Genomic DNA, 21,708 nt, shown 5'->3' on the forward strand with positions numbered 1-21,708 from the left:
CGAGGTGCGCGCCGCCGCATCTCCTTGCGAACCTAGAGGGATGCCCGCCGTGAGTTCTCCCGCAGTCCAGTCCGCCGACGCCCCCGCCCAGGGGCCCAGCATCGGCGAGCTGGCCGCCCGCCTCCCCGAGCTGACACTGCGCGACGAGGTGCGGATCGGGCGCCGGCTGGAGGGCGCCCGCCGGGTCCGCAAGCCCGACGCACGCCAGAAGATCGCCGACGAGATCGCCGGTGACATCGACCGCGCCGAGCTGCTGGTCGAGCAGCGCCGGGCCGCCGTCCCGAAGATCACGTATCCGGCCGAGCTGCCGGTCAGCCAGAAGAAGGACGAGATCCTCGCCGCGATCCGCGACCACCAGGTGGTGATCGTGGCGGGCGAGACCGGCTCTGGCAAGACCACGCAGATCCCGAAGATCTGCCTGGAGCTGGGCCGCGGGGTGCGCGGCCTGGTCGGCCACACCCAGCCCCGCCGGATCGCCGCCCGCACGGTGGCCGAGCGCGTCGCCGAGGAGATGAACACCCCGCTCGGCGAGGCGGTCGGCTGGAAGGTCCGGTTCACCGACCAGGTCGGCCAGGACACCCTGGTCAAGCTGATGACGGACGGCATCCTGCTCGCGGAGATCCAGACCGACCGCGAGCTGCGCCAGTACGACACCCTGATCATCGACGAGGCCCACGAGCGCAGCCTCAACATCGACTTCATCCTCGGGTACGTCAAGCAGCTGCTGCCCCGCCGCCCGGACCTCAAGGTCGTCATCACCTCGGCGACCATCGACCCCGAGCGGTTCGCCCGTCACTTCAACGACGCCCCGATCGTCGAGGTGTCCGGCCGCACCTACCCGGTCGAGGTGCGCTACCGCCCGGTCGTCGACGACGCCGACGCCGAGGACGACTCCACCGAGGCCGACCGGGACCGCGACCAGATCCAGGCGATCTGCGAGGCCGCCGAGGAGCTCCAGGCCGAGGGCCCCGGCGACATCCTGGTCTTCCTCTCCGGCGAGCGCGAGATCCGCGACACCGCCGACGCGCTCAACAAGCTGAAACTGAAGTTCACCGAGGTCCTCCCGCTCTACGCCCGGCTGAGCTCGGCCGAGCAGCACAAGGTCTTCCAGCGCTCCAACTCCCGCCGGATCGTCCTGGCGACCAACGTCGCCGAGACCAGCCTCACCGTCCCGGGCATCAAGTACGTGATCGACCCGGGCACCGCCCGCATCTCCCGCTACAGCCACCGCACCAAGGTGCAGCGGCTCCCGATCGAGGCGATCAGCCAGGCCAGCGCCAACCAGCGCAAGGGCCGCTGCGGCCGCACCTCGGACGGCATCTGCATCCGGCTGTACTCGGAGGAGGACTTCCTCTCCCGCCCCGAGTTCACCGACGCCGAGATCCTGCGCACCAACCTGGCCTCGGTCATCCTCCAGATGACCGCCGCCGGCCTCGGCGACATCGCCGCCTTCCCGTTCCTGGACCCGCCGGACTCCCGCAACATCAAGGACGGCGTCAGCCTCCTGCACGAGCTCGGCGCCCTCGACCCGAACGAGAAGGACGTCCGCAAGCGCCTCACCCCGCTCGGCCGCCGGCTCGCCCAGCTCCCGGTGGACCCGAGGATGGCCCGCATGGTGCTGGAGGCCGACAAGAACGGCTGCGTCCGCGACGTCATGGTGATCGCCGCCGCGCTCTCCATCCAGGACCCGCGCGAGCGCCCCACCGAGAAGCGCCAGGCCGCCGACGACCGGCACCGCCGCTTCCAGTCGGAGACCTCCGACTTCCTCTCCTACCTGGCCATGTGGCGCTACGTGCGGGAGCAGCAGAAGGAGCTCTCCTCCTCGGCCTTCCGCCGGATGTGCAAGGCCGAGTTCCTGAACTACCTGCGGATACGGGAGTGGCAGGACATCTACTCCCAGCTGCGCACGGTCGCCAAGCAGCTCGGCGTCACGATCGAGGAGCCGGACCCCGACGCCGAGCCGGACTCCGACCGGATCCACCAGTCGCTGCTGGCCGGCCTGCTCTCCCACATCGGCCTGTTCGACGTGGAGAAGCGCGAGTACGGCGGTGCGCGCGGTGCGCGGTTCGCGGTCTTCCCCGGCTCGGGCCTGTTCAAGAAGCCGCCGCGCTGGGTGATGTCCGCCGAGCTGGTCGAGACGTCCCGGCTCTGGGCCCGGATCAACGCCAAGATCGAGCCCGAGTGGGTGGAGCCGCTGGCCGGCCACCTGATCAAGCGCAGCTACAGCGAGCCGCACTGGGAGAAGAAGGCCGGCGCCGTGCTGGCGTACGAGAAGGTGACCCTCTACGGGATGCCGGTCGTCGCCCAGCGCAAGGTCAACTACGGCCGGATCGACCCGGAGCTCTGCCGCGAGCTGTTCATCCGCAACGCACTGGTCGAGGGCGACTGGGAGACCCACCACAGGTTCTTCGCCGAGAACCGCAAGCTGCTCAGCGAGGTCGAGGAGCTGGAGAACCGGGCCCGCCGCCGGGACATCCTGGTCGACGACCAGACCCTGTTCGAGTTCTACGACGGCCGCCTGCCGGACGACATCGTCTCCACCCGGCACTTCGACTCCTGGTGGAAGAAGGCCCGGCACGACCAGCCGGACCTGCTCAACTTCGAGAAGTCGATGCTGATCAACGACGCCGCGGACGGCGTCACCGAGGCGGACTACCCGGACCACTGGCAGCAGGGCAAGCTCCGCTTCCAGCTGACCTACCAGTTCGAGCCGGGCAGCGACGCGGACGGCGTGACCGTCCACATCCCGCTGCCGGTGCTCAACCAGGTCACCGCGGAGGGCTTCGACTGGCAGATCCCGGGCCTGCGCGAGGAGCTGGTCACCGCCTGGATCAAGTCCCTCCCCAAGGCGGTCCGGCGCAACTTCGTCCCGGCACCGGACTTCGCCAAGGCGGCACTGCGCCAGGTGAAGGACCGCCAGGAGCCCCTGCTGCCGACCCTGGAGCACGTCCTCAAGCGGCTGACGGCGGTCACCGTCCCGCCGGAGGCCTGGGACGACGACCGGGTGCCGGACCACCTCAAGGTGACCTTCCGGGTGGTGGACGGCCGCAAGAAGCTCGCCGAGTCCAAGGACCTGGAGGAGCTGCGGCTCCGGCTCAAGCCCAAGCTGAAGGAGACGCTCTCCTCGGCCGCGTCCGGCCAGGGCATCGAGCAGTCCGGGCTGACCGCCTGGCCCGCCTCGCTGCCCGTGCTCCAGCGCACCTTCGAACAGCGCTCGCGCGGCCACTCGCTGCGCGCCTACCCGGCGCTGGTGGACGAGCGGGACGCGGTCGGCATCAAGCTGTTCGACACCCCGCAGGCCCAGGCCAAGGCGATGTGGGAGGGCACCCGGCGGCTGCTGATGCTGACCACCAACTCGCCCGCCAAGTCGATCCAGGGCCGCCTGGGCAACCAGGCCAAGCTCGCCCTCTCGTACAACCCGCACGGCTCGGTCCCGGCGATGTTCGAGGACGTGGTGGCCTGCGCCACCGACCGGCTGATGACCCTGTCCGGCGGACCGGCCTGGGACGAGGCGGCCTTCGGCAAGCTGCACGAGAAGGTGCGGGCCGACCTCTACGACCTCTCGGCGGACACCACACTCAAGACCGCCACCGCGCTGATCGCCTTCCACAAGGCGTCGACCCGGCTGAAGTCGGTGAGCAGCCCGGTCCTGCTGACGGCGGTGAACGACATCCGGCTGCACCTGGCCTCGCTGGTGCACCCGGGATTCGTCACCGAGACCGGCTGGCAGCGGCTGACGGACCTCAAGCGCTACCTGCTGGCGGTGGACCGCCGGCTGGAGGCGCTGCCCAACCACCCGCAGCGGGACGCCCAGCAGCTGCTGAAGGTCCAGCAGGTGCAGCAGGAGTACGGGGAGCTGCTGGCGGCCGTGCCGGCCGGACAGGAGCCCTCCCCGGAGGTGCGGGCGATCCGCTGGATGATCGAGGAGCTGCGGGTCAGCTTCTTCGCGCAGTCGCTCGGCACGCCGACGCCCGTCTCGGAGAAGCGGATCGCCAAGGCGATGGAGGCCGCCAGGGCCACGCTCTGAGCCGTTTCCCGCCCAGCTCAGCGGCCGGCCCGCGGGCCGGCCGCTGAGCTGGGCGGGGGCCCTCAGGAGCCAGTTCGACCTGGGGGCCCACCATGGGCTACGATCTGTCTTGTTCGCAGCGCGGCAAGCAAAGCGAACGGATCAGAAAACTCTGGTCCCGTGGAGCAGTTGGTTAGCTCGCCACCCTGTCAAGGTGGAGGTCGCGGGTTCAAGTCCCGTCGGGATCGCCGTCGCCGAGAGGCCCGGAACCGTTTGGTTCCGGGCCTCTCGCGTTTTGTCCGGCCCCTCCCCTACCCCGAGCTAGGTCTAGACCACAAGTGACAGTCCGTGTGACTGTCGTCACTTCCCTTTTCCCGAGAGCGCCCGGGCGGGGCCCCTTCCGGGCGGGCGCTAATTTAATATGTAAAATTGCACAGCTATTCACTGTAAATCCCCCCCGCCCCCGAAGCATCAAATCGTTATCCGGAGTTCAGCATTCCGTACCGTCGGACGGGAACGCCGACGCGCTCCGGGCACGGCAAAGGGGCCGCTTACCGGACCCGGCGGAGTCCGGTAAGCGGCCCCTTTGAAAGAGCCTTCGGCCTATCAGGCCTCGGTGCGCTGAGCGGGAATACCGGCCAGCAGAGCGCGCACCTCCGCCTCGCGGTAACGGCGGTGGCCGCCGAGGGTGCGAATGGACGTGAGCTTGCCCGCCTTGGCCCAACGGGTAACCGTCTTGGGGTCCACGCGGAACATGGTGGCGACCTCTGCCGGCGTCAGCAGAGGTTCAGCATCAGGGGTACGAGCGGTCATGAGCGGCCTCCTCGGGAGAACCGAACCAGGGCGGTTCTATCCTTCAAATTCTGCACCTTGGCCCGCGATGCCCGAAATGGCATAGACGGGCCGAGTCGGTTATAGGACGAACGGCTTGTCCTGGTGTCTACAACTACACCATCCGTCCAGCCCCATCGACCAAACCGCCAAAATTGACCCCTCACGGGTTCAAGGCTGACGGATAGCGATGGACCACCCCATAACGGGCAGTCACCTTATAGTGACATCCGGTTACGAGGTGACCAGACCTGTCGTTTCCTCGCAAAGCACGCATCGAGTCCAGAACCACCCAAAAGTGGGCACGCTCACGTGAAGTTGGGCTGGTTGTCCCATTTTTGCACATAGGGGTAAGTTCGCGTCAACGGTGAGTAGTGTCACGTTCGACAGGTATTGACCCGAACCGGGACCTTGGTCATGTGGGTCGGGCCGTAGGACTCTTACAGTCTTACAAGTACCACCGACACCCACCCCGGCCAGCGGTGACGCCCCCTCAGCAGGGCCCGCCGACCCCGCCGGCGCCGCCCTTCCCGACACCCCGGGCGCCCGCACCAGCCCGGGAGACGCCCGCCCGGCCCGCGGAGGCGGTCAGTTCGCGTACCGCAGCGCCAGGACCCGGCGCCAGCGCCCCGCCAGCTCCTCGTAGGCCCGCTCCGCCTCCGCCGCGTCGCCCGCCCGCAGTGCGCGCAGCCCGTCCTCCAGCTCCCCCGCCGAACGGTCCGCCAGCAACCGCTCCGGCCCCAGCAGATGCACCAGTCCCCCGTAGTCCAGCTCCACCAGCGAGCGCGGGTGGAACTCCTCCAGCCACCGCCCGACCCGCTCCGCCCCTCGCACCAGCTCCCCCTCCGGCACCGCCTCGCGCAGCGCCCGGTACGCCCGCGCCACCCGCCGGCGCGCCTGCGCCATCGGCGTCAGGTAGAAGAGCGCCGCCTTCTCCCCCGGCCGCCCCGTCCCCTCCTCCGCCGCCCCCGCCGGCACGAAGCAGCGGTCCTCCTCCCCGAACGGCAGGAACCACCGCACCGGCACCTCCCACCGGCTGGTCAGGATCCACGGCCGGGCGTCCGGGTGCTCGGCCCGCCAGCGCTCCCGGTCCGCCTCCGCCGCCTCCCTGGTCGCCGGCGGCAGCGCGGTGTCCACCAGGGCCACCGGCGCACCCGTCCGCAGCTCCTCCAGCGCCTGCCAGCTGCGCAACCGGGTCGCCCACGGGCAGACGTAGAGCACCCCGTCCAGCGAGCGCACGAAGGCCCGCTCGCTCTCCCGCTCCGGCAGCGGCCGTGGTGTGCGGCCGACCAACTCCGCGAGCGCGGCCCGCTGCTCCTCCAGCACCGCCGCGGCCACCGGCTGCCCGGCCTCCGCCGCGTCCGGACCGCGCTCCGCCGCATAGGCCTGCCAGTGCGCCCGCTCCGGCTCCGGGTAGGCGGCCAGCGGCTCGTAGACCCGCAGGTGGGCGGCGTAGGGCGGAAGTACGGATGTGCGTACGACGGTCACGTGCTGCATCGTCGCACGCACCGGCCGTCCACCGGGAGGGCTCCGGCCGGGAACCGTTCGCGAACGCACTCCGCACGCCCCCGTCTCACCACGCGGACAACCGCCCCAAGCTCGGGCAAGAGGGCGGATCCCAGGCGCCCCCGCGACTACGCTTCGCCATAGGCGCCCGCACCACAGCAGCGGGCCTCAGATACTGGAGTCACCACAGTGACCGACGTACAGACCGCATCCGCCACGCACCCCGCACCCGGTGTGCTCAGCAGGATCTTCCGTACCGAGCAGGACGGCGCCCCCGGCGACGGCCACGAGCAGGTCGTCCTCTGCCACGACCGCAGCTCCGGGCTCAAGGCGATCATCGCCATCCACTCCACCGCGCTGGGCCCGGCCCTCGGCGGCACCCGCTTCTTCCCGTACGCCTCCGAGGAGGCGGCGCTGGAGGACGCACTGAACCTCTCGCGCGGCATGTCCTACAAGAACGCGCTCGCCGGGCTCGACCTCGGCGGTGGCAAGGCCGTCATCATCGGCGACCCGAACAAGGACAAGAACGAGGCGATGCTCCGCGCCTACGGCCGCTTCGTCGAGTCCCTGCGCGGCCGCTACATCACCGCCTGTGACGTCGGCACCTACGTCCAGGACATGGACGTCATCGCCCGCGAGACCGAGTTCGTCACCGGCCGCTCGCCCGAGAACGGCGGCGCCGGCGACTCCTCCATCCTGACCGCCTTCGGCGTCTTCCAGGGCATGCGCGCCTCCGCCCAGGCCCGCTGGGGCCAGCCGACCCTGCGCGGCAAGCGCGTCGGCGTCTCGGGCGTCGGCAAGGTCGGCCACTACCTGGTCGGCCACCTGGTCGCGGACGGCGCCACCGTCGTCGTCACGGACGTCTCCGAGGCCGCCGTCAACCGCGTGCGCGCCGCCCACCCGGAGGTGGAGGTGGTCGCCGACACCGCCGCCCTGCTCCAGGCCAAGCTGGACGTCTACGCCCCCTGCGCCCTCGGTGGCGCCCTGACCGACGACTCGGTGGCCGCGCTCGGCGAGTTCGGCACCTCCGTGGTCTGCGGTGCGGCCAACAACCAGCTGGCCCACCCGGGCGTCGAGAAGGACCTCGCCGACCGCGGCATCCTCTACGCCCCGGACTACCTGGTGAACTCGGGCGGCGTGATCCAGGTCGCCGACGAGATCGAGGGCTTCAACTTCGAGCGGGCCAAGAACAAGGCCACGAAGATCTTCGACACCACCCTGGAGATCTTCACCCGGGCCACCGCCGACGGCGTCCCGCCGGCCGTCGCCGCCGACCGTCTGGCCGAGAAGCGGATGCGCGAGATCAGCGCGCTCCGCTCGGTGCTGCTGCCCGGCGCCCGCCGCGCCTGATCCCGGCGGAGCGGTCCGGTGATGCGCGGGGTCGGTCGTCCGCCCCCGCGCATCACAATGTGGAACCGGATTCTCACTTCTGCGCCCGATCGGGTGATCCAAGGCCCCCTAAGGGGGGATAATCGATCCGGGAACAACGGACCTGAGACACCTACGGACGGCGCGCAAAATGCCGCAAAACCTCCCCTGACCTGGGACGACCTGGTCGCGGGTGCGGCCGGTGCGCGCCACGTCACACCGACGACGTACCGTCCAGCGGCAGAAACAGGTACCGTTAATGCTCCAAGGGACGGTTCTCCCCATTCGGGCAGACCGCTCCTGATCATGAACACGTGTCAGACTCGGGGCCGTGAGCCCCATCGTTGAGGGGGTCGACCCATGGGGCGCGGCCGGGCCAAGGCCAAGCAGACGAAGGTCGCCCGCGAGCTGAAGTACAACAGCGGCGGGTTCGACGCCAATCGTCTGTCCAGCGAGCTGGGCGTATCGCCCTCCACCGCCTCGATCGAGCCTGAGCCGATCGAGGAAGAAGAGGACGACGACCCCTACGCGGAGTACGCGGCACGCTACGCCGCCGACGACGAGGACGACGACGCCGATTCGGGTACCGGGCCCTCCCGGGCCCGCCGCCGCGCGTAGTCCCAGTCTGGCCTGACCGGCCCGTGCGCCCCCGGCGCCGGGCCGGTTTTCGCCGTTCCCGCGTGCGTTCACCCCGTCGGGGACTCCCGTCCGGGCCTCCCGTGCGGCTCCCCCCGGCGACCGCCGGGCACCCCGCGCGGCCGGCCGCCGTACGGAAAGGGCCCCTCCGGTGGAGGGGCCCTCTGCCGTGCTCAGGCGGCCGCTCAGCCGGCCGTGAAGCCCTCGTACGCGTTGTAGAGGGCCGCGCCGCCGTCGTGCTCGTCCGCGCGCTCCACGACGTCGCCGAGCAGCCAGGCCTCGACGCCGCGGTCCTCCAGGATCGACAGCACGACGTCCACCGAGTGCGGCGGGACGACCGCGACCATGCCGACGCCCATGTTGAGCGTCTTCTCGATCTCCAGGGTGGCCACCTTGCCGACCTCGGCGACGGTCTGGAAGACCGGCAGCGGGGTCCAGGTGCCGCGGTCCAGGCGGGCGTGCAGGCCGTCCGGGATGACCCGGGCCAGGTTGGCCGCCAGGCCGCCACCGGTGACGTGCGAGAAGGCGTGGACCTCGGTGGCGCGGGTGAGCGCCAGGCAGTCCAGCGAGTAGATCCGGGTCGGCTCCAGCAGCTCCTCACCGAGGGTGCGGCCGAACTCCTCGACCTTGCGGTCCAGCTTCCAGCCGGCCTCGTTCAGCAGCACGTGGCGCACCAGCGAGTAGCCGTTGGAGTGCAGGCCGGAGGCGGCCATCGCGATCACCACGTCGCCGGCCCGGACGCGCTCCGCGCCCAGCAGCGCGTCCGCCTCGACCACACCGGTGCCGGCGCCCGCGACGTCGTACTCGTCCGGCCCGAGCAGGCCCGGGTGCTCGGCGGTCTCGCCGCCGACGAGGGCGCAGCCGGCCAGCGCGCAGCCCTCGGCGATGCCCTTGACGATCGCGGCGACCCGCTCCGGCACGACCTTGCCGACGCAGATGTAGTCGGTCATGAACAGCGGCTCGGCACCGCAGACCACCAGGTCGTCGACGACCATGCCGACCAGGTCGTGGCCGATGGTGTCGTGCTTGTCCATGGCGGCGGCGATGGCGACCTTGGTGCCCACGCCGTCGGTGGCCGAGGCCAGCAGCGGCCGCTCGTAGCGCTTGAAGGCGGACGCGTCGAAGAGCCCGGCGAAGCCGCCGAGGCCGCCGACCACCTCGGGGCGGTTGGCCTTCTTCACCCACTGCTTCATGAGCTCGACGGCGCGGTCGCCCGCCTCGATGTCGACGCCGGCGGCGGCGTAGGTGGCGCCGTTCTGGTTCGTGGTCACTGCGGTGCGGCCCTTTCGGGTCTGTGCCCCCGCGGGTCTTGGTGCCCTCGTGGGTCAGGGGGATGGAACAGCGGTGGGGCCCCGGGTTCCGGGACCCCACCGTCGGGTCGTTACGGGCGGCGCAGGGCGTCGGCCGCGCCCGCTCCGCCGAGCAGGGACTGGACGCCGTCCAGGTCGCTGCCGCTGGTCGGCTTGCCGCGGACCGCCGGCGGCTGCTGGCCGCCCTTGATCTCGGCCTCCAGGAGGAGCTTGCCGAGCAACGCCGGGTCGGGCAGCTCCATCGGGTACTCCCCGTCGAAGCAGGCCCGGCAGAGCCGGTCCTTCGGCTGCTTGGTGGCCTCGATCATGCCGTCGATCGAGATGTACGAGAGGGAGTCGGCGCCCAGCGTGCGGCCGATCTCCTCGATGGTCATGCCGTTGGCGATCAGCTCCGCGCGGGTGGCGAAGTCGATGCCGAAGAAGCAGGGCCACTTCACCGGCGGCGAGGAGATCCGGATGTGGACCTCGGCCGCGCCGGCCTCGCGCAGCATCTTCACCAGCGCGCGCTGGGTGTTGCCACGGACGATCGAGTCGTCCACGACGACCAGGCGCTTGCCCTGGATGACCTCGCGCAGCGGGTTGAGCTTGAGCCGGATGCCCAGCTGGCGGATGGTCTGGCTGGGCTGGATGAAGGTGCGGCCCACGTAGGCGTTCTTCACCAGGCCGGAGCCGTACGGGATGCCGCTGGCCTCGGCGTAGCCGATGGCGGCCGGCGTCCCGGATTCCGGGGTCGCTATCACCAGGTCGGCCTCGGCGGGCGCCTCGGCGGCCAGCCTGCGGCCCATCTCCACGCGGGAGAGGTGCACGTTGCGGCCGGCGATGGAGGTGTCGGGGCGGGCCAGGTAGACGTACTCGAAGACGCAGCCCTTGGGCTTGGCCTCGGCGAAGCGGGAGGTCCGCATGCCGTTCTCGTCGATGGCGATGAGCTCGCCGGGCTCGACCTCGCGGATGAAGGAGGCTCCGCAGATGTCGAGCGCCGCCGTCTCGGAGGCGACGACCCAGCCGCGCTCCAGCCGGCCGAGCACCAGCGGGCGGATGCCCTGCGGGTCGCGGGCGGCGTAGAGCGTGTGCTCGTCCATGAAGACGAGCGAGAACGCGCCCTTGACCTTGGGCAGGACCAGCTTGGCCGTCTCCTCGATGGAGAGGTCGGGGTGGCCTGCGAGCAGGGCGGTCACCAGGTCGGTGTCGTTGGTCGCGGCCGTCCGGCCCGAGCGGGAGACGTGCTCCTCGCCGGGGAGTTCGGCGACCATGGCCGCCAGTTCGGCGGTGTTCACCAGGTTTCCGTTGTGCCCGAGGGCCAGCGAACCGTGAACGGTCGCCCGGAAGGTCGGCTGGGCGTTCTCCCAGACCGAGGAACCGGTGGTCGAGTAGCGGGCGTGTCCGACGGCGATATGCCCGTGCAACGACCCCAGGGAGGCCTCGTCGAAGACCTGGGAGACAAGCCCCATGTCCTTGAAGACGAGAATCTGGGAGCCGTTGCTCACTGCGATGCCCGCGGATTCCTGACCGCGGTGCTGCAGGGCGTAAAGGCCGAAGAACGTGAGCTTGGCGACCTCCTCGCCGGGAGCCCAGACACCGAAGACGCCGCAAGCGTCCTGGGGGCCTTTCTCGCCGGGAAGAAGATCGTGGTTGAGTCTTCCGTCACCACGTGGCACGCCTTCGAGTCTAGGGCAGTTGGCACAGGCTTCCGGAACCCGGGCGGGCGGGATTGTTGGGCGATCGTTTGGCAACGCGCGTAGACAAAACCCCTTACCAGGTGCGGATTTCGGCGGGGCCGAATTCGCCCCGGAGGCGCATGGCCTTGTGGTTCGCGCCCGTTGGTGCGCTGTCGGCGGCTCGCCGGTGCCTTCCGTGTGCGGACGACGTGCGGGTGAACGGCGGGGAACGTGAGCCTGCTCACCCGGGCCCCGCGGCGTCGGCCGCCGGGCGCCGGGCGGACGCCGAAACCGTCAGACGGCGGGCAGCAGCAGTCCCCAGGCACCCGGGTGGACCGTCCAGGTCCGGGCCCGGACCGGGCCGACCGGGTGACCGTCGGCCTCGTAGCCGAACCCGCGCCCGGCCACCGAGATGCTCGCCGCCCGGGCCCGCACCAGTGCGCCCGGTGCGCGGACGACGATCTCCATGACGCCGGCCCCGACCGCCTCGCCGCCCGGCAGGGTCACCTGGACCCCCCGGACCGGGCGGTGGACATCGGCGAGGAGCTTCCCGTCCGCCTCGACGCGGAGCCGGGAGCTGTGCTCGCCCTTGCCGGCGCCCCCGGCCGCCCCGCCGTCGGACGTGAGTGGGGTCCCCTGCTCGGCCGCAGCCAGTTTCGCCCATAGCGAACGCCAGCCACCCGTCCGGCCCACCACCCGGCGCGCCCCGGCGCCGGAGATCCGGACCCCGCCGAGCGCCACCCCGCCACCGTCGTCCACCAGCAGGTCGAGCTTGCGCGGCACGCCCGAGAGGACCGCCCGCGCGGCCGGCACCGGCTCCCCCGGCACGCCCAGCGCACGGGCCGCCACCAGCTCGTTCGCCCGGCCCACCGGGACCATGCCCACCGGGTCCGCCCCCAGCTCACGCTGCCGGTACAGGGCCTGGAGCACCCGTTGCAGCGCAAGATCGGAACCGATCACCACCGGTCGCCTCCGACCCCGGTGCGAAAGCACCCGGTCGAGCTCCGACGGGCTCTCCGGATACGCCACCTTGACGTCCGCCCCTCCGCAGAGGACGTCCTTCGCGATCCGCACCGACTCGCCGTCGGTCTGCCGGGCCGCCGGGTCGAGGAGCAGCAGGAGCGGCTCGGGGCCGCCGGTTGCAGGCGTGGACAGGGACGACACGACCGGTCCTTCCTCAGGTAATCTCTCGGTGCAAGAGCCCCTTGCGCTATTGCGCCAGGGGCTTCGTCTATCTCGGGGCAGACTGCGGCCTACGCAGGATGCCCCAACCGGAAGGGGTGTACGCCTGTGCCGGCACTCGTGCTCGTTGGCGCTCAGTGGGGGGACGAGGGCAAGGGGAAGGCGACCGACCTCCTCGGTGGCTCCGTCGACTACGTCGTCCGCTACCAGGGCGGCAACAACGCCGGTCACACGGTGGTCATCGGCGACCAGAAGTATGCCCTGCACTTGCTCCCTTCCGGCATCCTCAGCCCGAATGTGACGCCGGTGATCGGCAACGGCGTCGTCATCGACCCGGGCGTGCTGCTCTCCGAGCTCAACGGCCTGAACGAGCGCGGCATCGACACCTCCAAGCTGCTGATCTCGGGCAACGCCCACCTGATCACGCCGTACCACCGCACCCTGGACAAGGTCACCGAGCGCTTCCTCGGCAAGCGCCGGATCGGCACCACCGGCCGCGGCATCGGCCCGACCTACGCGGACAAGATCAACCGCGTCGGCATCCGCGTGCAGGACCTCTTCGACGAGTCGATCCTGCAGCAGAAGATCGAAGCCGCGCTGCACGACAAGAACCAGCTGCTGGTCAAGCTCTACAACCGCCGCGCCATCCCGGCCGAGCTGGTGCTGGAGGAGTACCTCGGCTACGCGGACAAGATCAAGCCGTTCCTGGCCGACACCACGCTCGTCCTGGACGAGGCGCTCAAGGCCGGCAAGGTGGTCCTGCTGGAGGGCGGCCAGGGCACCCTGCTGGACGTCGACCACGGCACGTACCCCTTCGTGACCTCGTCGAACCCGACTGCGGGCGGCGCCTGCACCGGCGCCGGCATCGGCCCGACCAAGATCGACCGGGTCATCGGCATCCTGAAGGCGTACACCACCCGCGTCGGCTCGGGCCCGTTCCCGACCGAGCTGCTGGACGCCGACGGCGAGGCCCTGCGCCGCATCGGCGGCGAGCGCGGCGTCACCACCGGCCGCGACCGCCGCTGCGGCTGGTTCGACGCTGTGATCGCGCGCTACGCGACCCGGGTCAACGGCCTCACCGACTTCTTCCTCACCAAGCTCGACGTGCTCACCGGCTGGGAGCAGATCCCGGTCTGCGTCGCCTACGAGATCGACGGCAAGCGGGTCGAGGAGCTGCCGTACAACCAGTCGGACTTCCACCACGCCAAGCCGGTCTACGAGACGCTGCCCGGCTGGAGCGAGGACATCAGCAAGGCGAAGACCTTCGCCGAGCTGCCGAAGAACGCCCAGGCGTACGTGAAGGCACTGGAGGAGATGTCCGGCGCGCCGATCTCGGCGATCGGCGTCGGCCCGGGCCGTGACGAGACGATCCAGATCAACTCGTTCATCTGAGCCGGCTGAAGGCCGTGCGGGACGCGCGTCGTCCCGCACGGCCTTTTTCCCACCCGCAAGCTTTTGCACTAGTGCAATAGCCCATTGCATCTAGTGCATAGTGCCGCTACCTTCGGGATCATGACTGCGAAGCTTCCCGTACCCGTGACCCTGACCGGCCGCCACGTCCGCCTGGAGCCGCTGGGCCGGAGCCACCTCCCCGACCTCTGGGCCACCGTCGGCCCCGACCCGGAGGTCTGGCGCTGGATCCCGAACCTCCCGCCGGCGACCGAGGAGGAGCTCGGCGCGATCCTCGACGTCCGCATCGCCGAGGCGGCGGCGGGCAACGCCGTGAAGTTCGCGGTGATCGACCTGGCGAGCGGCCGTGCCGTCGGCGTCACCGGGTACTACGCGTTCAACGCGACGGACGAGTACGTCGAGATCGGCGGCACCTGGTACGCCCGGTCGGTGTGGCGGACGGCCGTCAACACCGAGGCCAAGCTGCTGCTGCTCGTCCACGCCTTCGAGGACCTGGGCATGGGACGGGTGTTCTGGAAGACCGACGCCCTCAACGACCGCTCGCGCAACGCGATCCAGCGGCTGGGCGCCCAGTACGAGGGCATCCACCGGCGCGAGAAGCTGCGGGCCAACGGGGTCTGGCGGGACACCGCGTACTTCTCGATGCTCGCCGACGAGTGGCCGGCCGCGCGCGAGCGGCTGACCGCCAGGCTGGCCGCCGGCTGACCGCCCGCACCCCCGGCCGGGCGGCCCCTACTTCTCCCCGCCGGCCCGTGAACGGCCCGAGGTCAACTCACGGCCGGCCGAACGCCCGTCGCGCGGGACCGAGTTGACCAGCCACACGAGCCAGCCCATGAACAGCAGCGAGACGAACAGCCCGGCCAGCAGGACGACGGCCATCAGCCGCCGACCGCCACGACGGCCCGCGCTGCCCGCACGGCCCCGCCATCCGACCCGATGTGTTCCATACCTCCTCCATCGGCAGGCGCCTGTGCGAGATCAAGCGTTCCGGCCGGCACCCGGCCCACCCGCCGACGACCGGCCGCGCCAAGTGCCGCGATCTGACAGGCTGGTAGCCATGAACGACTGGCAGAAGCCCTCGCCCACCGGCGAATCCGACGAGTCCCTCGAAGTCCGCACCGTGGACGGCATGGTCGAGATCCGCGATCCCGGCACCGGCGGCATCATCGTCCGCACCACCCCGCGCAAGTGGGCGGCCTTCCTCCTCGGTGTGAAGGCCGGGGAGTTCGACCACTTCGTCGCCTGACGGCCCGGACGGCCCGGACGGCCCGGACGGCCCGGACGGCGCGGACGGCGCGGACGGCCCGGGCGGCGCGGACGGCCCGGGCGCGCGCCTCCGGCGGAGGGCGCGCCGGGCCTGACCGCAGGAACCGCCGGTGGCCCGACCCGGGGCGCATGGTGCCGGGGCGCACGTGCCGGGGAACGGGGTGCCCGGACGGGGTGCGGTGGCGGCGGCCCGTCCTCACCGCCGCACGCGGGGCGTCCGTCCACCGGGTGAAACGGGCGGGAGGAGCGGGTCCGGGCTTCGATAGGATTGGGGTGCCCACAGTGGAACTTCGCTCTGTGTGGCAGCCCGGGAGCCGGCGGATGCGTCGGACTCCCGTTGCGGCCCCCAGACCCTGCGCCTGTCACGGCACTCCGGGGTAGGGGTGCGTGCGGGAGAAATTGGAGCATCCGAGGATGGCTCGGCACCTGATCACCAGCGCCCTCCCCTACATCAACGGGATCAAGCACCTGGGCAACATGGTCGGGTCGATGCTCCCGGCGGACGTCTACTCGCGGTACCTGCGCCAGCGCGGGCACGAGGTGCTGTACATCTGCGCGACCGACGAGCACGGGACGCCGGCCGAACTGGCGGCGCAGGAGGCGGGGCTGCCGGTCGCCGAGTTCTGCGCACAGGCGCACGACCGGCAGAAGGCGGTGTACGACGGGTTCCGCCTGTCGTTCGACCACTTCGGGCGCAGCTCCTCGCCGCAGAACCGGGAGATCACCCAGGAAATCGCGCGCGAGCTGCACGCCAACGGGTTCATCGAGGAGCGGGCGATCCGCCAGGTGTACTCGGTCACCGACGGGCGCTTCCTGCCGGACCGGTACATCGTCGGCACCTGCCCGCACTGCGGGTACGACAAGGCGCGCGGCGACCAGTGCGAGAACTGCACCCGCGTGCTGGACCCGACGGACCTGCTGGAGCCGCGTTCGGCGATCAGCGGCAGCTCGGACCTGGAGGTGCGCGAGACCAAGCACCTGTTCCTGCTCCAGTCGAAGCTGACCGACCAGGTCGAGGCCTGGGTGGCCGAGCACGGCGACCAGTGGCCGGTGCTGGCCTCCTCGATCGCCCGCAAGTGGCTGACCGAGGGCCTGCAGGACCGCGCGATCACGCGTGACCTGGAGTGGGGCGTGCCGGTGCCGGCCGACGTGTGGCCGGAGCTGGCGGCGGAGGGCAAGGTCTTCTACGTCTGGTTCGACGCCCCGATCGAGTACATCGGCGCCACCAAGGAGTGGGCGGACGCGGCGGCCGACGGCGAGGTCCGGGACTGGAAGTCCTGGTGGTACGAGGCCGACGAGACCGTCCGCTACACCGAGTTCATGGCCAAGGACAACGTCCCGTTCCACACGGTGATGTTCCCGGCGACCATCCTCGGCTCGCGCAAGCCGTGGAAGAAGGTCGACTACGTCAAGGCCTTCAACTGGCTGACGTACTACGGCGGCAAGTTCTCGACCAGCCAGAAGCGGGGCATCTTCACCGACGTCGCGCTGGAGCTGCTGCCGGCCGACTACTGGCGCTACTTCCTGATGGCGCACGCGCCCGAGTCGGACGACTCCAGCTTCACCTGGGACCTCTTCGCCTCGGTCGTCAACAAGGACCTCGCCGACACCCTCGGCAACTTCGTCAACCGGGTGCTCTCCTTCAGCCGCAAGCGCTTCGGCGACGACGTCCCGGCCGGGCACGCGGCGGGCGAGGCGGAGGAGCGGCTGGGCGCGCAGATCGCCGAGCTGCTGGCCGAGTACGAGGCCCAGCTGGACGCCCTGAACTTCCGCAAGGCCGCGCAGAGCCTGCGCACGCTGTGGAGCGCGGGCAACGCGTACCTGGACGAGAAGGCACCGTGGCTCCAGGTGAAGACGGACCCGGAGGCGGCCGCGCTGACGCTGCGCACGGCGATGAACCTGATCCACCTGTACGCGGTGCTGTCCGAGCCGTTCATCCCGGCCGCGGCCCGGGCGATGCGTGACGCCTTCGCGCTGCCCGCCGGGGCCCCGGCGCGTGCGCAGGCGTGGGTGAGCCCGGAGGAGGCGCGCGCGCTGGACTTCGTGCCGGCCGGGACGGCGTTCACCGTGCCGCCGGTGCTGTTCGCGAAGATCACCGACGAGGACCTGGCCGGCTGGACCTCCCGGTTCGGCGGCGAGTAGGCGCCGGACGGACACCTGCGGGGCGGCCCCCGTCGCGACTGCGCGACGGGGGCCGCGCGCTTCCCGTCAGGGGGCGGTCTCGGCGGCCACCCAGGCGAGGTAGCCGCTGCTGCCGGCGACCACCGGGACGGCGACGACCTCGGGGGTGTCGTACGTGTGGTGCTCGGTGATGAAGGCGGTCAGGCGGGCGGCGAGGTCGGCGCGGGTCTTCAGGTCGACGCGCCACTCGGCGCCCTCCTGCACCTCGCCGTCCCACCAGTAGACCGACCGGACGGGGTAGACCTGCGCGCACGCGGCCAGGCGCTCGCGCACCACGGCGGCGGCCAGGGCGCGGGCCGCGGGCTCGGCGTCGTGGGTCGTGGTCACCACGACGACATCGGGGTTCGGGGCTGCCATGCGGTGACCGTACCGCCCCGCCGCCGGGCGGGGCCGCACGGGAAGTCGGCCGGCTCGACCTCCCATGCGCGGGGGCCGAGTGCGGGCGCGGGAGCCGGGAGCCAGGGGCTGGGAACCGGGAACCGGGGGCCGGGAACCGGGGGCCGTGAGCCGGAGCGGGCGCGAAGGCGCACCGGGCGGGGCTGACGCGATCAGCCGAGCGACTGGCGGGCCGTGGTGAGGAGCGGGACGAGGTCGGGGGTGGCGGCCGCCACCTCGTCCAGGGCCGCGGTGAGGGTCTCCTCGTAGGTGGCGCGGGCCTCCTGGTGGCGGGCGCGGCCGGTGGCGGTGATGACGGTGTAGACGCCGCGCTTGTCGTCCGGGCAGAGGTCCCGGTAGGTGAAGTCCGCGGCGTGCAGGCGGGCGACCAGGCGGGTGACCGAACTCTGGTTGAGGCCGAGGCTGGTGGCGAGGTCCTGCATCCGCAGCTCGCCCTTGGGGGCCTCGGCGAGGAAGCCGAGGGCACGGTACTCGGAGAGGCCGAGACCGTGCCGGCGCTGGAGCGCGGTGGTGAGGCGGCTCTCGACGTGGGCGTGCAGGGCGGTGAGCCGGCTCCACATCCGGGAGTCCGACGGGCCGGCGTCCGAGGCGTCCGGAGCGTCCGGAGTGCGGGGGCGTGCACCGCCGCTGGTGGGGTGGGGTTCCGAGGCCATGGGCTGCTCCTGGCGCAGGCGGGGCGGGTTGACACAGGTTACTTGTACATGCATGCTCTTGCCCAGCCGAAATCAATTTGCACATACATGCAATAACTGACGCACCATGCACCCGGGGGTTCCCATGGCCTGGATCTACCTGCTCATCGCCTCGGTCTTCGAGGTCGTCTTCGCCCTCGCGACCAACGCCACCCGCGGCTTCACCGTGCTCGGACCGTCCCTGCTGACCACCGCGGCCGCCGCGGGCGGGATCTTCTTCCTCAGCCTCGCCCTGAAGACCCTCGACGTCGGCGTCGGCTACACGGTGTGGACCGGGATCGGCTCGGTCGGCACCGTCGTCCTCGGCTCGGTGATCTTCCACGAGTCCATGAACCCCGGGAAGGCCGCGGCCTTCGTCCTGATCATCGGCGGCGTGCTCGGCCTCAAGCTCGCCGACAAGGTCGCCAACGAGCCCGCCGACAAGCCCGGCGGCTCCGAGCAGCCCGTCACCGCCTGATCCCGCACGCCCTCCTCGCCCCGCGCAGCGCCACCCCGACCGCCCCCAACCACTCAAGGAGCACACCGTCATGGCCTGGGTCTTCCTCGCGATCGCCGTCGTCTTCGAGATCGCCTTCGCCCTCGGCACCAACGCCACCAACGGCTTCACCAGGCTCTGGCCGTCCGTCCTCACCCTGGTCGCGGCCGCGGGCGGCATCTTCACGCTCAGCCTCGCGCTCAGGACGCTGGACGTCGGCGTCGGCTACACCATCTGGACCGGCCTCGGCTCGATCGGCACCGTCGTCTTCGGCGCCCTGGTCTACAAGGAGCGGATCACCCTCCCCAAGCTGCTCTCCTTCGCCTCGATCATCGCCGGGGCCGTCACCCTCAAGCTGGCATCCGGCCTCTGACCGGCGGCAGGGCAGGTGCGCCTCGCGCACCTGCCCTGCCGCCGGCCCCTACTCCGCGGCGGCCGCCCGGGCGGTGTGGACGGTGACGGCGACGAGGTAGAACGCGTCGGGACGGGCGAGGATGCCGGCCGGGGCGTCACGGTCGAGCAGGACATCCAGGGCGGCGAGGTCGTCGGCAGCCAGGATCCCGTCCAACTGCTCGCGACGGCGTTCGAGTTGGGCGTGCAGGTGCTCACGGGCGAGCGCCGCGAGCGGGGCCGGCCACTCGACGAGGAAGGTACGCGAGCCGGTGGGGGTGAGGCCGGCCCGGGAGAGCATGGCCGGCCAGTCCTCCACTTCGTCGACGACGCCGGGGAGTTGGGCACGCATCGCGGCGAAGGCGTCCTCGTACGCGGCGTCCAGCCGGGCCTGGAGGCCGGGACGGCCGAGGCCGAGGTCGCGCGGCAGGAACCGCAGCGGCAGCCCGCGTTCGGCGACCGCGAGCATCCCACCCGGGCGCAGCGAACCGGCCAGGGAGGCCAACGCCGCCTGCTGGTCGCCGAGATGGTGGATCGCCTGGGACGACCAGATCAGGTCGGCCGCACCGAGCAGGCCGAACTCGTCGGGCAGATCGGCCTGTCGGGTGGCGACGCGGCCGGACGAGCGGGCCTCGGCCCGGGCCAGCAGAGCGGCCGACCGGTCGACGGCGACCACCTCGGCGGCCGGGAAGACGTCGGCGAGCAGACCCGCCACGACACCCGGGCCGCTGCCGACGTCGAGCACCCGGCCGACGGGGGCGCGGGCCGTCAACTCGCCCAGCCACTGGGTGGCCTGGGTGAATGCGGGGGTGTGCAGTTCGCCCTCGCGCTCCAGGAGGTCGGCGAGCGCCGACCAGTCCGTGTCGGTCGCGTGGTGGCCGTGGCCGTTCCCATGACCATGGCTGTGCCCATGGCCGTGGTCGTGGTCGCGGTCGTGCGCGGCGGCGGCGACGGGGGCGGACTCGGGGGCGTCGTGGCGGTGCGGGCGGTGCATGGCTGACTCCGTTCGGATCGGTGGCTTCAGGGCGGCACTTCAGAGGGAGGTGGCGGCGAGCGCCTGTTCGACCTCCTCCTCCACGAGGTGGTGGTTGACGGCGAACCCCGCCGCCGCGCCCTGGCCGGCCGCGGCCCCGCCGGTCCTGCCATGCCCACCCGCCCTGCCGGTCGTGCGGGTCGTGCTGGTCCTGCTGGTCCTGCCGGCACTGTCCTGCCTGTCGCTCACGGCGATCACCTCCACCGCCAGGCTGCGACGGCCCCCGCGACACCGGCAAGATTTGTTGCCGGTTCCGCAAACGGCGGCGCCGCCCGGGCACCGCCCTGCCGGTCACCCGGTGCGGCGCCAGTACGAGCGGGCGGCAACCGCGAGGGCCACACCGTAGACGGCGAAGGCGCCGAGGCCGATCCAGCAGACCAGCAGCACGTCCGCCTCGGTGGGGAAGTCCCCGCGCGGCACGGTCACCACGCCGGTCGTGCCGAGCGCCGCGTAGCCGACGCCGAGGATCCCGTACGGCGCGAGGGTGGCGGCGCCGAGCAGCGCGGGGGTGAGCGGCAGCCAGCGGGGGACACGGCGGCCGCGCAGCAGCAGGGTCCAGCGCGGGAAGACCTGGCCCCACGGACGGACCAGGCCCCAGAGCAGGAACACGCCGAGCGCCGCCAGGAGCGCCGTCGCGTCGACGCCCCAGGAGGCGAGGGTGAGCCAGAGCCCGGAGGCACCGTTGCGCTCGGCGTCGGCCAGCATCGCGGCACCGCTCAGGCCCGCGAACGTCCCGCCCACCGCCCAGGTCGTCTTCATCACGACGTACGGCGCGAACGCCAATGTCCCGGCCAGGGCGGCCAGTTGGACGCCCCCTGGGGCCGCCGAAGGTGCCGGGGCCGTACCCGTGCCGGCCGTCCGGGCGGGCGGACGACCGGTGCGGGCGGTGGCCGCCAGCAGGACGGCGCCGAGCGCGGACAGCACCCGGTGCGCCGTGTCCGCCCAACTGTCCACGTCCTGGCTGAAGACCAGCGTGATGACGTCCATCAGCAGGCCGAACGCCGCCGCGCCGGCCAGGACGCAGAGCGTCCGGAGCACCGGCCGCAACCGGGAGGCCCGTCCGCCCCGCGCCACCGCCGCCGCGGTCAGGAAGGCGGCGGCGCCCACCGTGGCGACCGCCCATCCCAGCCAGGTCGCGCCGAACAGCGCCGTCCCGCTCACCGCGCAGCCGGCCCCGAAGGCCGCGTACGCGACACCCCAGGCCATCACCGCCCGGCCGTCCGCCGCCCGCACCGCCACCCTCACCGTCGCCCAACCGCTCGCTGCCGTCATGCCCCCAAGCTCGCACCGGCCGCCCCGCCCGGGCCTCCCCTCCCCGGGGGAACCCGCTCCCCCGGCGGGGGGACGACCCGCCCCTCATCCTGACGGCCC

At 71.7% G+C, this 21,708-nt stretch carries 20 protein-coding genes and 1 tRNA gene; 10 read left to right on the plus strand and 11 right to left on the minus strand.

What is annotated here, in order from left to right; translation table 11 throughout:
- Window positions 1-49: 49 nt before the first annotated feature.
- Window positions 50-4,027: an ATP-dependent RNA helicase HrpA gene (gene hrpA, locus C2142_RS18040; protein ID WP_241002646.1), complete on the plus strand. Its 3,978-nt coding sequence runs from the start codon at window positions 50-52 to the stop codon at window positions 4,025-4,027.
- 153 nt (window positions 4,028-4,180) lie between these two features.
- Window positions 4,181-4,254: transfer RNA gene (locus C2142_RS18045), tRNA-Asp, on the plus strand.
- A gap of 358 nt (window positions 4,255-4,612) precedes the next feature.
- Here the strand turns inward: C2142_RS18045 and bldC are convergent.
- A complete protein-coding gene (gene bldC, locus C2142_RS18050) occupies window positions 4,613-4,819 on the minus strand; it encodes a developmental transcriptional regulator BldC (protein WP_014137253.1) in 207 nt (68 codons plus the stop codon).
- Between the two features lie 606 nt (window positions 4,820-5,425).
- Window positions 5,426-6,334 carry a hypothetical protein gene (locus C2142_RS18055; protein ID WP_148644861.1) on the minus strand — a complete coding sequence of 303 codons (909 nt, stop codon included), beginning with the start codon at window positions 6,332-6,334 and terminating at the stop codon, window positions 5,426-5,428.
- 243 nt (window positions 6,335-6,577) lie between these two features.
- On the opposite strand from C2142_RS18055, the gene C2142_RS18060 reads away from it, so the two are divergent.
- Together C2142_RS18060 and C2142_RS18065 are read left to right on the plus strand one after the other, a co-directional pair.
- Window positions 6,578-7,693, plus strand: a complete 1,116-nt coding sequence (locus C2142_RS18060) for a Glu/Leu/Phe/Val dehydrogenase dimerization domain-containing protein (RefSeq protein ID WP_241003217.1) — start codon at window positions 6,578-6,580, stop codon at window positions 7,691-7,693.
- Window positions 7,694-8,071: 378 nt separating this feature from the next.
- On the plus strand, window positions 8,072-8,329 hold the full coding sequence (locus tag C2142_RS18065) for a DUF3073 domain-containing protein (RefSeq protein WP_148643603.1): 258 nt from the start codon (window positions 8,072-8,074) through the stop codon (window positions 8,327-8,329).
- A gap of 203 nt (window positions 8,330-8,532) precedes the next feature.
- Here the strand turns inward: C2142_RS18065 and purM are convergent, their stop codons facing one another.
- From purM to C2142_RS18080, 3 genes are all read right to left on the minus strand, one after another.
- A complete protein-coding gene (gene purM / locus C2142_RS18070) occupies window positions 8,533-9,618 on the minus strand; it encodes a phosphoribosylformylglycinamidine cyclo-ligase (RefSeq protein ID WP_148643604.1) in 1,086 nt (361 codons plus the stop codon).
- 110 nt (window positions 9,619-9,728) lie between these two features.
- Window positions 9,729-11,312: an amidophosphoribosyltransferase gene (purF, locus tag C2142_RS18075; protein WP_148643605.1), complete on the minus strand. Its 1,584-nt coding sequence runs from the start codon at window positions 11,310-11,312 to the stop codon at window positions 9,729-9,731.
- Window positions 11,313-11,606: 294 nt separating this feature from the next.
- Window positions 11,607-12,476: an acylglycerol kinase family protein gene (locus C2142_RS18080; protein WP_241002647.1), complete on the minus strand. Its 870-nt coding sequence runs from the start codon at window positions 12,474-12,476 to the stop codon at window positions 11,607-11,609.
- A 126-nt stretch (window positions 12,477-12,602) separates the two neighbouring features.
- On the opposite strand from C2142_RS18080, the gene C2142_RS18085 reads away from it, so the two are divergent.
- Together C2142_RS18085 and C2142_RS18090 are read left to right on the plus strand one after the other, a co-directional pair.
- Entirely contained in the window at window positions 12,603-13,886 is a 1,284-nt protein-coding gene (locus tag C2142_RS18085; RefSeq protein WP_148643606.1) for an adenylosuccinate synthase, read from the plus strand.
- Between the two features lie 120 nt (window positions 13,887-14,006).
- A complete protein-coding gene (locus C2142_RS18090) occupies window positions 14,007-14,609 on the plus strand; it encodes a GNAT family protein (RefSeq protein WP_148643607.1) in 603 nt (200 codons plus the stop codon).
- Between the two features lie 27 nt (window positions 14,610-14,636).
- Here C2142_RS18090 and C2142_RS18095 read toward each other — a convergent pair whose 3' ends face one another.
- Window positions 14,637-14,783: a hypothetical protein gene (locus C2142_RS18095; protein ID WP_153882789.1), complete on the minus strand. Its 147-nt coding sequence runs from the start codon at window positions 14,781-14,783 to the stop codon at window positions 14,637-14,639.
- 178 nt (window positions 14,784-14,961) lie between these two features.
- Here C2142_RS18095 and C2142_RS18100 point away from each other — a divergent pair, with 178 nt between their 5' ends.
- Both C2142_RS18100 and metG read left to right on the plus strand, forming a co-directional pair.
- Window positions 14,962-15,150, plus strand: a complete 189-nt coding sequence (locus tag C2142_RS18100; RefSeq protein ID WP_148643608.1) for a DUF397 domain-containing protein — start codon at window positions 14,962-14,964, stop codon at window positions 15,148-15,150.
- Window positions 15,151-15,584: 434 nt separating this feature from the next.
- Complete coding sequence (gene metG, locus C2142_RS18105) at window positions 15,585-17,312, plus strand: methionine--tRNA ligase (RefSeq protein ID WP_148643609.1); 1,728 nt, start codon at window positions 15,585-15,587, stop codon at window positions 17,310-17,312.
- Window positions 17,313-17,378: 66 nt separating this feature from the next.
- Here the strand turns inward: metG and cutA are convergent, their stop codons facing one another.
- Both cutA and C2142_RS18115 read right to left on the minus strand, forming a co-directional pair.
- Complete coding sequence (cutA, locus tag C2142_RS18110; protein WP_148643610.1) at window positions 17,379-17,708, minus strand: divalent-cation tolerance protein CutA; 330 nt, start codon at window positions 17,706-17,708, stop codon at window positions 17,379-17,381.
- Between the two features lie 191 nt (window positions 17,709-17,899).
- Complete coding sequence (locus tag C2142_RS18115) at window positions 17,900-18,307, minus strand: MarR family transcriptional regulator (protein WP_148644863.1); 408 nt, start codon at window positions 18,305-18,307, stop codon at window positions 17,900-17,902.
- A gap of 217 nt (window positions 18,308-18,524) precedes the next feature.
- Between C2142_RS18115 and C2142_RS18120 the strand changes: the two genes are divergently transcribed.
- Window positions 18,525-18,896, plus strand: a complete 372-nt coding sequence (locus tag C2142_RS18120) for a multidrug efflux SMR transporter (protein ID WP_148643611.1) — start codon at window positions 18,525-18,527, stop codon at window positions 18,894-18,896.
- A 70-nt stretch (window positions 18,897-18,966) separates the two neighbouring features.
- A complete protein-coding gene (locus tag C2142_RS18125; protein WP_148643612.1) occupies window positions 18,967-19,287 on the plus strand; it encodes a multidrug efflux SMR transporter in 321 nt (106 codons plus the stop codon).
- A gap of 48 nt (window positions 19,288-19,335) precedes the next feature.
- On the opposite strand, the gene C2142_RS18130 is transcribed toward C2142_RS18125, so the two are convergent.
- The 3 genes from C2142_RS18130 to C2142_RS39960 all read right to left on the minus strand — a co-directional run bounded on the left by C2142_RS18130 (window position 19,336) and on the right by C2142_RS39960 (window position 21,609).
- Window positions 19,336-20,298 carry a methyltransferase domain-containing protein gene (locus C2142_RS18130; RefSeq protein ID WP_148643613.1) on the minus strand — a complete coding sequence of 321 codons (963 nt, stop codon included), beginning with the start codon at window positions 20,296-20,298 and terminating at the stop codon, window positions 19,336-19,338.
- A gap of 39 nt (window positions 20,299-20,337) precedes the next feature.
- Window positions 20,338-20,526 carry a hypothetical protein gene (locus C2142_RS18135; RefSeq protein ID WP_148643614.1) on the minus strand — a complete coding sequence of 63 codons (189 nt, stop codon included), beginning with the start codon at window positions 20,524-20,526 and terminating at the stop codon, window positions 20,338-20,340.
- 102 nt (window positions 20,527-20,628) lie between these two features.
- Window positions 20,629-21,609, minus strand: a complete 981-nt coding sequence (locus C2142_RS39960) for a hypothetical protein (protein WP_241002648.1) — start codon at window positions 21,607-21,609, stop codon at window positions 20,629-20,631.
- Window positions 21,610-21,708: the final 99 nt, after the last annotated feature.

It is taken from the genome of Streptomyces sp. CB01881 (assembly GCF_002953255.1).
Lineage (GTDB): Bacteria > Actinomycetota > Actinomycetes > Streptomycetales > Streptomycetaceae > Kitasatospora.